The following is a 14,187-nucleotide window of genomic DNA, read 5'->3' on the forward strand; positions in this document are numbered from 1 at the left end:
GGCTAGAACAGCCTCCCATATACAACAATATAAGAAGTTATGCAAAATATTTAGTTAGTATCGGTTTTCTATTATAGAATTTATCATTGTAATATTCATACTGTGATAAACCTATGAATCCACCTGAAACATTAACAACATTGGTGAATCCTAAATTAATTAATATTCTACAAGCTGTATAACTAGTTAATCCAGTTTTACATGTAATATAAACAGGTCTGTCTTTAGGTACTTCATCGAATCTGCTTCTTAAAGCACCAAGAGGTATATTAACAGCTTTTTCTAAATGACCAGCTTCGAAATCTTCTTTAAGTCTTACATCTAAGAAATAAGCTTCAGGGTCTTTTTCTAAAATATTTCTTACATCACTATAATGTATTTGTTTGAAATCGCCATTCATAAGGTTAGAAGCAACATAACCAGCGAAGTTTACAACATCTTTAGCAGTACCGAAAGAAGGAGCATAACATAATTCTAAATCTTTCAAATCATAAATAGTACCGCCGAATTTTATTAATGTAGCAATAACATCTATTCTCTTATCAACATTTCCTCTTCCAATAGCCTGAGCACCTAATACTTTACCAGTAGGTACTTCATATATTAATTTGAAATGTAAAAGCTTAGCACTAGGCATAATAGAAACACTATCAAAAGGTATAATATCTACAGTATCATAATTGATATTTAGATTCATTGCTTTAATATAGCCTTCAGAAAGACCAGTAGAAGCACCATTATATCTAAATACTTTAATTACAGAAGAGCCAATATATCCTCTGTTGTCAACAGTTCTTCCATTAATATGGTCAGCTACAGCACGAGCTTGTTTTTGAGCAGGACCAGCTAAAGCAAGTCTGTAATAATCCTGACATAAAGCTCCGTAAATTTCTATAACGTCTCCTATAGCATAAATATCTTTATCATTAGTTCTGTAATTAGCATCAACTTTAATAGATTTAGTTTTACCAAGTTCAATACCAGCCTTAACAGCAATATCAGTTTCAGGAGCAACACCTATAGCAAGTATAACAGCATCAGCCTCTATCTTTTTACCAGAAGCAAGTACAACAGTATTCTCTTCAAAGCTCTCAACTTTATCTTCTACTATTAAATTAACGCCATTATCTATAAGTTCTCTATGAAGAATTTGAACCATATCATAATCGAAAGGCTTCATAATTTGAGGCAAAGCTTCTATAATAGTTACATCATGACCAGCTTCTTTAATATTTTCAGCCATTTCTATACCAATGAAACCGCCTCCAATAACAGCAACTTTAGCATTTTTTTTGCCGCCTAAGAAAGAATGTATTTTAGCTATATCAACAACATTTCTAACAGTGAAAATGTTAACTTTTTCAATTCCTTTGATCGGAGGAACTATAGGTTTAGCACCCATAGATAATATCAGTTTGTCGTAGCTCTCTTTATATTCCTTACCCTCGCTTATCACCGTAACTTCTTTTTTCGCTCTGTCTATTGATACAACCTCACTATTAGTTCTTGCATCTACATTAAACTGTTTCAAAAACTTTTCGGGAGACATTAAAAGCAAAGTTTCCTCATTTGGTATGAGGCCTCCGACATAATAAGGAAGAGAACAGTTGGAAAAAGAAACATGCGGGCCTTTTTCAAATAATATAATTTTATCTTCTTCGTTTAATCTTCTAAGTCTTGCAGCTGCAGAAGCTCCGCCAGCTACTCCGCCAACTATTAGTATTTTTTTCATTAAATAATCTCCCATTTTTATTTTTTCTATGTACATAGTATAGGTATATTAAAAATAAAGTCAAATTTATTTTGTATTTTTTTTTAATTTTTTAAGAAAAAATATTTTATTAAAAGTCTTTATATGTATTTTAATATTTATTAAAAAAGTTTTATTGTACTAACATTATGTTTTAATGTGTAAATTATTGTGTTGTAAAAATATATAAAAATATTTTATTATTGTAAGTAGTAATATTGACTTTTTACCAATAAATTATATTATAATCAAGTAACTTATGTTAAGGGGAATTGTTATGAAAAAAATTATTATTATGTTCAGTTTATTATTATTATTTAGCTGCAGTAAAAGTAATAATAAAAATTACATTTTTGCTACAGGCGGTACTAGCGGTACTTATTATTCATTTGGAGGAGCTATCGCTAATATATGGAATAGTAATATAGAAGCTATGAATGTTACTGCTCAATCTACTGGTGCTTCTGCTGAAAACTTAAGATTATTAAATATGCATGAAGCAGATTTAGCATTAGTTCAAAATGATGTTATGTATTATGCTTATAATGGAACTGATATTTTTGACGGAGAGGTTTTAACTAATTTTTCTGCAATGCTCACATTATACCCTGAGATTGTTCAAATAGCTGCTACAAAAGCAAGCGGTATTACTAATATAGCAAGCATGAAAGGAAAGAGAGTATCTGTTGGAGATGCTGGAAGCGGAACAGAGTTTAATGCTAAACAAATATTAGAAGCTTATGGTTTAACTTTTAATGATATACAAAAATCAAGTCTTTCTTTCAAAGAATCTAGCGATGGTTTACAAAATGGCACATTAGATGCTTGTTTTATAGTTGCAGGAATTCCTAATGCTGCTTTACAGGAATTATCATTATCTACTGATATAGTAATGGTTGGTTTGGACGATGTTGAGATTGCTGATATAATGAAAAAATATAATTATTATACAGAAGTAGTAATACCTGCTAATACTTATAAGGGTGTTGTTGCTGATACTAAAGCTGTTGCTGTAAAAGCTACAATAGCTGTTAATAACAATATACCTGAAGAAGATGTTTATAATATGCTAAAAACTTTATTTGATAAAAAAGCTGATTTAATTACAGCACATGCTAAAGGTGAGGAATTAGATATTAATCAATCTTATGAAGGAATATCTATACCTTTCCACCCTGGTGCTTTAAAATATTATCAAGAATTAGGATATCAGGTAAAATAATATAATTAATATTATTTTATATGAAAAAAATTATTGTAGTATTATTATCTTTACTGCTTTTTATTACTATTCCTATATTTCCAAGATTAGTACTAAAAAGCGTAAAAGATAATAATAAATATATATATCATTTAGAAAAAAAAGAATTTATAATTTCATACACGCATTCAGTTAATAAGGGAAGGGTGAGAGATTATTATATTATAGATGAAAATGGTAATATAATATTAGATAAAACAACTTTCGTTTCTTATGGTGCTGGTATAGCTGAACCTGAAAATAATGAAAATATTATTATTAAAGATGATAATATTGAAATTAATAATATAAATAGAATCATTAAAGATTTTTATTTATTTGTAGGCATTATTGCTGAGCATAGCATAACGATAGATGATAATGAAATAATGCTTAAAAGTTTGTTTAAACCTCAGACTAATATAAATATAAAATATAGAAATGTATCGTTAATAGAATTAATAAAAAATATGATAAGGGGGCGTAAATGAAGCATAATAATCATGATATTATACATGTAACTGCAGAAGAGTTAGATGATTACATGAGTAAATATGACAGTGAATCGAGATATAGAAGATTTAAAGATTGGAAGAAATATTTAATTATAGTTATATCTGTGGCTTTTTGTTTGTTTCAGCTTTATTCTATTTTGTCTGGTAAGATAACTGCTCAGGTGGTGAGGGCTACGCATTTAGCTTTTGTTATGGCACTTGCATATTTACTATTTCCTATGAAGAAGGATATGCCTAAAGATAAACTTCCTTGGTATGACGTGATAATTGCGATAGTTGGTGCTTGTTCTTGGCTTTATATTAGTATTAATTTTGACAGTTTAGTAAGAAGGGCAGGTATATACAATACTACTGATATTATTATAGGTATTGTAGGTATATTAATTTTGTTTGAGGCTTGCAGAAGAATAGTGGGTACACCTATACTTATAATATCATTAGTTTTTATAGTTTATGCTTTATTTGGGGCATATGCACCTGGATTTTTAAATCACAGAGGATATTCTATACAGAGACTTGTTTCACATTTATATTATAACACTGAAGGTATAATGGGTACTCCTATTGGGGCATCTGCTACATTTATATTTTTGTTTATATTTTTTGGTGCTTTGCTTGATAAGACAGGAATAGGTCAATTTTTTATAGATATATGTAATGCTATAGCTGGAAGTTATGACGGAGGTCCTGCAAAGGTTGCTGTACTTACTAGTGCTATGTTTGGTACTGTTTCTGGAAGTTCTGTTTCTAATACTGTTGGTACAGGAAGTTTTACTATACCTATGATGAAGTCTTTAGGATATAGACCAGAGTTTGCGGGTGCTGTTGAGGCTTCTGCTTCTACTGGAGGACAATTAATGCCTCCTATAATGGGTGCTGCTTCTTTTTTGATGGCTGAAAGTTTAGGGATTCCTTATAAAGAAGTTGCTAAGGCTGCTATTATACCTGCTATACTTTATTTTACTGGTATATTTATAATGGTGCATTTGGAAGCTAAAAAGACTGGGCTTAAAGGTTTATCAAGAGATTCACTTCCGAAGATTGGCGAGCTTTTAATGAAGAAGGGTTATTTGGTTATTCCTCTTGCCACTATAATATATTTCTTTGTACTTGGTAAAACAGCTATATATGCTGGACTTATGGGAATAATTGCTGCTGGGTTGGTTGCTATTATTAACTCTATAGTTGATATAATTCTTAAGAGAGAGAGAAGCTTTACTTTTAATGACTTAATAGATGTATTTGTTAATGGGGCAAGAAACATTATAAGTGTTGCTGTTGCTTGTGCTATGGCTGGAATTATAATAGGAGTTATTACATTAACAGGTTTAGGTTTAAAAATTGGTGCAGGGCTTATATCTATATCAGGCGGAATATCTATACTTCTCCTTATGCTTACTATGATTAGTTCTATTATACTTGGTATGGGAGTTCCTACTACTGCGAATTATTTAATTACTTCTACTATTGCGGCTGGTGCTATAATAGGGCTTGGATTTGAACCTTTAGCGGCTCACATGTTTGTATTTTATTTTGGTATAATAGCAGACGTTACTCCTCCTGTTGCTTTGGCTGCTATGGCTGGTGCTGCTATTGCTAAGTCTGACCCGCTTAAGACTGGTTTTGAGGCTACGAAGCTTTCTATAGGTGCTTTTATTATACCTTATATGTTTATATTTAATCCGCAAATACTTATGATTAATACTACTTTTGTTGAGGTGATACCTATACTTATTACTTCGCTTATTGGTATGTTTGGAGTATCTGCTGGTCTTGAGGGATATGTATTTAGAAAATGTAACTTTATTGAGAGGATTTTATTTATAGTGGCTGGTCTTTTATCTATATATCCAGAATTCTACACTGATATAATAGGAATAGGTTTAATAGCTGCTCTTATAATATTACAGATAATAACAAGAAAGAAAAAGGCTATTGCTTAAAGAAATAATTATTTTAAGTATTAAATAAAATGAGGGGGTTTCGCGTCTGCGTACGTTTGGGAAAGCCCCTTTATTTTTTTTACAATTTCGTATTTTTTAACTAGTTTGTATTATGTTAATTTATGATTTTTTAAAAAAATATTTTACAAAAATGTGTTTTTTGTTGTTATTTTATAGACAAATTAAAAGTTTTGTCCTAAATTTATCAAAAATCATATTGACATTTTTCTAAAATTCCATATATTTAAAACTATGAGTAATTAGTTCTCTTAAGTGGGAACATTTTCATTTATTTTTTATTTTAGGAGTTAATGCCCTAAAGGGTATAACTATAAAAAAATTTAGGAGAAAAAAAATAGAAAAAGGTTTTATTAACCGCTATAGCTTTATTAACTATAGCAAGTACATCAGTGTTTGGTTATTATGGCGCTAACTCTGACTGGATTGATTTCCTTGTAGATGCAAATCAATTAAGATTTAGAGTTCGTCAAATGGGATTCGTTTTAGGTAACGATATGATTAGAGGTGTTGTTGGTGTTAGAGATGAGAGTGAAACTCAGTTTGGTGCTATATTTAATCCTGATACATATACTCCAAATGGTAGTGCTACTAAACAATTCTTAAACTTTATACCTACAGTTTCTGCTGGTATAGGTTATACTTCTGATATATTCAGCATTGGTGTTGGTTATAACTATAGATATCATCACTCTACACTTAGAGGAGTTACTAAAAATGGTTATGGTTTAAGTGAACATACTCCTGTATTAACTATGACAGCTATGAATGATAGCTTAAGAATAGCTATACCTATACAAGTAGCTGTTAAAAATGGTGATATTGCTAATTATTCAGATGGATATAAATATTTAGGTGTAAGTATGGATCCACAAATCAGATACTACACTGGTATTGAAGCTTTCAATGAAATAAGACTTTATGTTAAATATGGTATAAATCAAACAGAAACAACAGAAGTAGCTAATAGTAAACAAAAAGCAGAATCTTTTGGTTTTGACTTCAGAGCATATTTTGGTGCTACAGTAGGCGATGTTGCTCTTAAGCCTTTCTTAAAAGTTACTTATGATACAGCTTTAGGTGCTAAAGGAAAAGTAGCATATAAAGTTGCTGATATAAATGGTGCGGTTGATGGAAGTTATAGTGATACTTATGGTGTTAAATCTTCTTCAGGTGTTATTTTTGTTGATGCTGTTACAGGTGGTTATGAGCATAACCCTTGGGCATTGAATATACTCCCTACTTTAGGTATGTCTGCTAACAGCGATATAGTTTCTATATATGTTGGAGCTGGTTTAGGTTATGGTGCTGTAGATACAGGTTATAAATTTAATTCTGCTAATGCTGCTAATACTGGTATTCTTCATTCTATGAGATGGAATGCTTATGGTGAGATTTATATCAACCCTGTTAAAGACTTACAATGGTATTTCGAAGCTGAAATTGGTAACGGTGGCGATGCATTCGCTAAAAATACTCTTCAGTTTAACGGTGCTACTGGTATTACTTGGTATTTACCTACTCTATAATAGAGTGTTAAAAGCTTAAAAAATAAGGGGGGCTTAACTGCCTCCCTTTTTTATATTTCAAATTTAGTTTTCTTGTATGGGTATTTATTAAATATTATATAAAAGTTTTGCTAAGAATAAGATAATTGATGTATTTTAATTGTAAAGATTAAAATAAATATACATTACAAAATAATTATTATTTCAAATTAATACAACTATATTAAACTCATTATAGCAAATAGAAACTAAAAGTCAGAATACTATAAAATAACTTTAATGTTCAATTAAAAAATATCTTTTATGATGATAGTTTCATCTCTTCCAGCTCCAACAGACACTATTGATATTTCTGTGTCTATTACTTCGCTTAATCTTTTTAAGTATTTTTTAGCATTTTCTGGAAGCTTATCATATTCTCTAATGTTTGTAGTGCTTGTTTTCCAACCGTCAAACTCTTCATATACAGGTTCAACTTTTGAAAGTATATCCAAATCAGCTGGATAGTCTTCTAATATTTCGCCGTTATATTTGTATGCAACGCATATTTTTAGCTTTTCTAATTCATCTAATATATCGAGTCTAGTAATTGCTACAGAATCAAGCCCATTTATGTATGAAGCATATTTTATAACGCAAGCATCAAGCCAACCGCATCTTCTTGCTCTTCCTGTAACAGTACCGTATTCCCCGCCTTTGTCTCTTATAAACTGCCCTACATCATCGAAAAGCTCTGAAGGGAAAGGTCCTTCTCCAACTCTTGTAGAATAAGCCTTAACAACTCCTATAACATTATCTATCTTTCTAGGTCCAACTCCAGAACCAGTACAAGCACCGCCCGCAGCAGGGTATGATGATGTTACAAAAGGATATGTACCATGGTCTAAGTCAAGCATAGTAGCCTGAGCACCTTCAAATAATATGTTTTTCTTTTCTTTTATTGCTTTATTTAATATTGTAGTAGTGTCAGCAACATAAGGTCTTAATCTCTCAGCATATTCCAAATACTCTTTTAATAACTCTTCGTAATTAATTCCTTCATGATTATAAAGCTTTTTAAGAAGTTTGTTTTTAAGTTCAACATTAAACTTTAATTTTTTAGCAAACACTTCTTTATTCATTAAATCAACTATTCTTATACCCAAACGGCTTGCTTTATCCATATAACAAGGACCTATTCCGTTTTTAGTAGTGCCGAGTTTATTTTCACCCAAATCCTCTTCTTGAAGTTCATCTAATATTTTATGATAAGGCATAAGAACATGAGCTCTGTTAGATATTTTTAAATTAGACATATTAACTTTTTTTTCTATAAGACCGTCAATTTCACTTAAAAACACCTTAGGCTCTATTACAACACCATTACCTATAATGCATACTTTATCTTTATGAAGTATACCAGAAGGAAGAAGCCTTAATTTATATTTTACATTATCAACAACAACGGTGTGTCCTGCATTACTTCCGCCCTGAGAACGAACTACATATTGAGCCTTATTAGCAAGATAATCAACAATTTTTCCTTTGCCTTCATCACCCCACTGTGTACCTACAATAATAACTGAAGCCATAATATTTCCTCCTAGTAAAATGTGTGTGTAAAAACTTTTTAGAAAAAACACACGAAAGATATTATATAAAGAAATTATCACAATTTCAAGCTTTAAAAACCAATAAAGTTTTTATTTATTTTTTGTTTTAATTGAAATCTTATATATTATTATTTTCTAAGAATTACAATATGTTCATTACACATAGTTTCTGATTTTTTGCCTGCTATATTCGTTGGTGAGTTTAATGATGGCATTACTTTGTTAATTATGTTTCTGTCAATTGTATAAACATAATCCATATTATATTTACTTGCAATTTCTGTTATTATCTTATCTGTTTTTAAAAGTTCTCCTTTAACAGTTCTATTAGCAACTACCCAAAATTGATATCCTCCTTTTTTAGTTTTCTTGGAAATTGAAGATATTGCTTTTTCTAAATCTAAATAAAAACTATATACATCGCCTGCACGCTCTAAATCAATATTTTTTATAGTGTTAAGAGATTTATTTAAAGTTTTACTTGGAATTGAAAATTCAAATCCATTTTTAAACTTAACTCCTCCCATCAATCTTTTATCAAGCATCATTATTTCTTTTTGAGAAAGTTCAAATAAATCTAACCATTGAAGAGATAATCTGCTATATTCTCCATAAGCAACAGTTGTTCTGCTGTCGCCATAAGGAGGAGATGTAATTACTAAATCAATAGATGAATCAGGAATACAAAATAAGTCTATAACATTATTATTAAATATTTTAACTTTTGAATTACTGTTATTGTTTTTGCAAGCTTCAACAAAACTATGCATTTTTTTAATATTATTTTCTAAAATATAAGTGAATTCTTTTAATACATCTGGATTAAAACTTTCAACTTTTGCAGGAAGCATTCTAAACATTTTGAACTCTCCATTTCTTCTATTAGATACAATCCTAACTAATTCACTAAATGCCACAAAGATAAAATTTCTTATATTTTCTTTTTTGATTGTTAGAATATGGTTTTTAATCATTTGAAGCTTTAATATCACTCTAGGCTTAAACCAATAGCCAATATTTTTAAAATCAGGTACTTCAAAATTAATTTTATTTAATTTTATATATTCTCTAAGATATTTTGGAGCATTATCTCCCCAACCATTTTTTGATGTAATATCAAGACTTTTTTTACAATACTCGTCTGCCCCTTCATAAAAATCTATATTTTTTTTATAATCATTATTAATATTTTCTAATAAAACTGAAACTTCTTTTTTAAGCTCATGTATATCAAGTTTATTAGTTTTTACCTTTGAAATAAATATAGCAAGAGGATTAATATCGTTTCCATACACTGTTTTAATATTAGCAAGCATACCTTCAACAAGAACTGTACCTGAGCCAGAAAATGGGTCAAACAAAGAATCAACCTCCATAATTTGCTTAACTATATTAATAATATTTCTGCTTATATGAGGCACCATTACAGCTGGATAGCTATGTATAGTATATTCTTTTGTGTTTTCATTTTTGAAATCCCAATAATTGTTAGGAAGCTTTTTAAGTATAGATATTAATTTTTTATCTGTTTCTAACTGATTAATAATTGTTTTTTGTTTCATAATTAATAGATCTTTTATATAGGTTTTATTTATTCTAAATTAATAATAAATAAAATCAACAATAATAAAAAAGACTCAAACTTTTAAGTTTAAGCCTTTTATATTATAAATATTTTAATAATTATTTTTTTGTTTTTTTAGATTTAGTTGATGCTTTATCAGTTTTTTTGTTTTGCTTATTTAATTTAAACATAAAGTCAAATACCTCTTCTACCTGCTTTACAGGGTGGAAAATAAGAGAACTTTTAACTTTATCAGGTATTTCATCTAAATCTCTTTTATTTTCAAAAGGTATTATAATATGTTTAATAAAACCTAATCTCTTAGCAGCTATAGTTTTTTCTTTAAGCCCTCCAATAGGAAGCACTTTTCCATTGAGAGAAAGCTCACCTGTCATAGCAGTATCATTTCTAATAACTTTATTCATAGCAAGCGATAATAAAGCAGTAGCTAAAGTAATACCGGCAGAAGGGCCGTCTTTTGGAGTAGCACCTTCTGGTATGTGTAAGTGTATTATAGCGTCATTAAAATAATTTTCATCAACGCCGTAATTTTTAGCAACACTTTTTACATAGCTATAGGCAATCTGCACGCTCTCTGTCATCACCTCTCCAAGCTGTCCTGTTATGTTTATAGTGCCTGCATCTTTTTTCTCTTGTACTTTAATAGATTCTATAGTTAATGTAGCCCCGCCCATAGAAGTCCAAGCTAAACCTATTGCATTTCCTGGCTTTAAGTCTTTTTCTGTGAAGTCTTCTGTAAAAATTGGCTTTTTTAAGTACTTTTCTAAATCTTTAGAATCTATAGTTATGTTATAATTTTCCTTGTTGTTTGAAACTACATCGGCTGCAATTTTTCTGCATATTTTCTCTATCATTCTCTCGAAGTTACGCACCCCAGCCTCTCTTGCATAACCATTAACTATATCTGCTATAGCCTTGTTTGTAAACTTAACATTTTTAGCAATCAAACCATGTGCTTTTAATTGTCTTGGTATTATATATTTTGTAGCAATTTTTATTTTCTCTTCCATGATGTAGCCAGATAGTCTAATTACTTCCATTCTGTCAAGCAATGGTCTTGGAATAGTGTCTAATGTGTTTGCTGTTGTAATAAACAAAATATTAGATAAATCAAAAGGCAAATCAAGATAATGGTCTCTAAAAGAAGAGTTTTGCTCTGGGTCTAATACTTCAAGCAATGCACTAGAAGGGTCTCCCTGAAAGCTTGCTCCTAATTTATCTATTTCATCAAGCATTAAAACTGGATTTTTAGATTTAACAATTTTTAGAGCCTCAATTATTTTACCAGGCATAGCACCAATATATGTTCTTCTGTGTCCTTTAATTTCTGCCTCATCTCTCATACCGCCTAATGAGAATCTAAAGAATGGTCTGTCTAATGCTTCTGCAATGCTTTTTCCTATAGATGTTTTACCAACACCAGGAGGGCCTACAAAACATAGTATTGAAGATTTTTTATCTGGGTTTAGTTTTCTAACTGCCAAAAACTCATATATTCTCTCTTTTACATCTTCAAGTCCATAATGGTCTCTGTCTAATATTTTTTTGCTTTTTGTTATGTCTTCTCTCTCTTTGTTTTCTTTGTTCCAAGGGAGTGCAAACAATGTATCAAGATAATTTTTTGACACTGTGTACTCTGGAGAATGCGTATCTATTGTAGAAATTTTTTCTATTTCCTGCTCCATTCTCTCTCTTACTTCATCTACTATTTTTAATTCTTTTAACTCTTTTTTATATTTATCTATATCTTTTTGTTTAGGGTCTGTGTCGTAGCCTAATTCTTTTTTTATCTCTTTTAGTTGTTCTTTTAGAAAATAATCTCTTTGCTGTTTTTGTATTTTAGAGTTAATGCTTCCTTGAATTTTTTGCTGAAGTTTTGTTATTTCTCTCTCTTTTTGAAGAAGAAGTAAAACTTTTTCTAATCTTTCCTGTACATCAAAAGTTTCTAATATTTCCTGCTGACTAGCTCTTTCAACATTTATCATAGAAGTAACAAAATCTGCTAATTTACCAGGGTCATCTACATTTACCATTGTAAGACGCATCTCTTCTGTAAAAAGAGGGTTGTTTTCGCTTAATGATTTTACCTCAGAAAGTAAAGCTCTTGTATATGCTTTTATTTCTTTTGCCTCTTTATCATTATTTGTTGTTACTATGTCTGGTATATATAAAGGCTCTGCTCTAATTACAGGGTCAGTTGAAATGTATCTAATTATTTTATATCTTTTAATTGAATTAATAAGGAGATTAAGTCCTCCATCTGGAAGATTAAGTTTTTTAAATACTTTTACAACAACGCCCACTTTATATATTTCATCGATAGTTGTTTTTTTTATGTCTTTAGGCTCATCTTGTATATACAAATTAAGACCTAAAAAACCATCATTTTCAGCAATGGCTTTGTTTACAGCATTAGCTTGAGAAGCTGGTATTGGAAATGGTGCATAAAGACCTGGAAATAATGGCTTTCCCATTACAGGTATTATTATTAGTCTTGAGGGAAGTTTATCTTCAACTATTGATACAGCATTATCAGAATCGTTTTCTTGATTTGTTTCAATAGTTTTATCTTCAGTTTTATTTTCTATATTTTCATTTTTTTCTATATCGTTATTTTTGTTTTCTTTATTTTCATTATTTTCACTCATTGTGTTTTCTCCAAAATATGTTTTTACATTATAAACAAACTAATTATTTTGTCAAAATTTAATATTAAATAAAAAATAATAAATAATTATTTTTATATATAACCATATTTACTAATAAAAAATTAAAACTATCTCAAAAAACAAGGGGCTTTTAAAGCCCCATTATATTATTATTTTTTTAATTATTTTATTTATTGTTTTTATTTATTTAAAAAATCTTTAATTCTCTTAACAGCCTCTTTTAATATAGGTATCTCTTGAGTTAAAGCTATTCTAAAATAATTTTCACTTCCAAAAGCAATACCCGGTACAACAGCAACACCAGTTTCATCTAATAATCTCATAGAAAAATCAAGTGAAGGCTCTTTAGAAAACTTACTGTATCCTACAAACAAATAAAAAGCTCCCCTAGGCTCTATTACATCAAAACCTAAATCAGTTAATTCTTTAGACATAGTAAAAGCCCTCTCTTTATAAATATCTCTATAACTTTCTATGATAGGATATTTTTCTAAAGCATATTCAGCAATAGCACAAGACAAACTAACCATACTTCCCACATTATTAAAACTAGCATTAACTAAATATTTTCTCACATCTTCAGGAGTTATACTGTATCCTATTCTCCAGCCAGTCATAGAATGCGACTTTGAAAAACCATTTAATATTATCACTTTATCTTTTATAGAAGGGTATGAAGCAAAAGATGTAAATGGATAAAATGATATAGCAGAATATATTTCATCGGCTATAACAAATATATCTTTTTTTTCAAAATATTTTACAAGCTCATCAACCTCTTCTTTTTTTAGCATATATCCAGATGGGTTTCCAGGATTACTAAAAAGAATTGCTTTTGTTTTATTAGTTATAACTTTTTCTATCTTTTCAGGCTTTAATACAAGATTATCTTCTCTTGTGTCTAGAAATACAACTTTACCATAAGACAATTTAACTGCTTGTTCATATGGTGAAAAAAATGGAGTAGGTATTATAACTTCATCATCAATGTTTAATATAGTTCTAAATACAGATGATATACCTTCCATAGAACCAATATGCATAGTGATATTATTAGCATTAACATTTGAACCATAATATTTATTATAATGCTTAGCAACCAAATCTCTTAAATGTTCGCTTCCGCCGGATTGAGTGTATGGCAGAGCATGTGTTTTAGCATATTCACAGCCATAATCAATTAATTCTTTCGGAGGCTGTAAATCTGGTTCTCCTATTGTGAGCATTATGCTGTCTTGTTTTTTTTGTGCTTTTTCTGTAAGTTCTCTTATTAACGAATATGGTACTTCTAATATATTTTTATTAAGCTGCATTTTTGTTGTCTCCATAAAAAATAGAAATTGAGTTTAAAATATTATTATATAGAG

8 protein-coding genes and 1 pseudogene are annotated in these 14,187 nt (G+C 29.6%); 4 read left to right on the plus strand and 5 right to left on the minus strand.

Annotation, left to right across the window (positions count from 1 at the left end; all coding sequences use genetic code 11):
- Positions 1-37: 37 nt before the first annotated feature.
- The gene (locus BPP43_RS09580; RefSeq protein ID WP_015274813.1) at positions 38-1,732 is read right to left on the minus strand and encodes an FAD-dependent oxidoreductase; all 1,695 of its coding nucleotides are present in this window, start codon (positions 1,730-1,732) and stop codon (positions 38-40) included.
- Between the two features lie 295 nt (positions 1,733-2,027).
- Here BPP43_RS09580 and BPP43_RS09585 point away from each other — a divergent pair, with 295 nt between their 5' ends.
- The 4 genes and pseudogenes from BPP43_RS09585 to BPP43_RS09600 form a co-directional block, all read left to right on the plus strand.
- A complete protein-coding gene (locus BPP43_RS09585) occupies positions 2,028-2,972 on the plus strand; it encodes a TAXI family TRAP transporter solute-binding subunit (protein WP_015274814.1) in 945 nt (314 codons plus the stop codon).
- A 20-nt stretch (positions 2,973-2,992) separates the two neighbouring features.
- Positions 2,993-3,481 (plus strand): DUF1850 domain-containing protein, encoded by a 489-nt coding sequence (locus BPP43_RS09590; protein WP_013243919.1) that lies wholly within the window; start codon positions 2,993-2,995, stop codon positions 3,479-3,481.
- Positions 3,478-5,448 (plus strand): TRAP transporter permease, encoded by a 1,971-nt coding sequence (locus tag BPP43_RS09595; RefSeq protein WP_013243918.1) that lies wholly within the window; start codon positions 3,478-3,480, stop codon positions 5,446-5,448. The genes BPP43_RS09590 and BPP43_RS09595 overlap by 4 nt, the downstream gene beginning before the upstream one ends.
- A gap of 359 nt (positions 5,449-5,807) precedes the next feature.
- A pseudogene (locus BPP43_RS09600) lies at positions 5,808-6,995 on the plus strand (cell surface protein); the annotation flags it as partial.
- Positions 6,996-7,261: 266 nt separating this feature from the next.
- Here the strand turns inward: BPP43_RS09600 and BPP43_RS09605 are convergent.
- The 4 genes from BPP43_RS09605 to BPP43_RS09620 all read right to left on the minus strand — a co-directional run bounded on the left by BPP43_RS09605 (position 7,262) and on the right by BPP43_RS09620 (position 14,133).
- Positions 7,262-8,545, minus strand: coding sequence for an adenylosuccinate synthase (locus BPP43_RS09605; protein WP_013243916.1), 1,284 nt, complete (start codon positions 8,543-8,545; stop codon positions 7,262-7,264).
- Between the two features lie 149 nt (positions 8,546-8,694).
- Positions 8,695-10,128 (minus strand): class I SAM-dependent methyltransferase, encoded by a 1,434-nt coding sequence (locus tag BPP43_RS09610; protein WP_015274816.1) that lies wholly within the window; start codon positions 10,126-10,128, stop codon positions 8,695-8,697.
- A 121-nt stretch (positions 10,129-10,249) separates the two neighbouring features.
- Complete coding sequence (lon, locus tag BPP43_RS09615; RefSeq protein ID WP_015274817.1) at positions 10,250-12,799, minus strand: endopeptidase La; 2,550 nt, start codon at positions 12,797-12,799, stop codon at positions 10,250-10,252.
- 200 nt (positions 12,800-12,999) lie between these two features.
- Entirely contained in the window at positions 13,000-14,133 is a 1,134-nt protein-coding gene (locus BPP43_RS09620) for a pyridoxal phosphate-dependent aminotransferase (RefSeq protein ID WP_014935314.1), read from the minus strand.
- Positions 14,134-14,187: the final 54 nt, after the last annotated feature.

The sequence above is a fragment of the Brachyspira pilosicoli P43/6/78 genome (assembly GCF_000325665.1).
Taxonomy (GTDB): domain Bacteria; phylum Spirochaetota; class Brachyspiria; order Brachyspirales; family Brachyspiraceae; genus Brachyspira; species Brachyspira pilosicoli.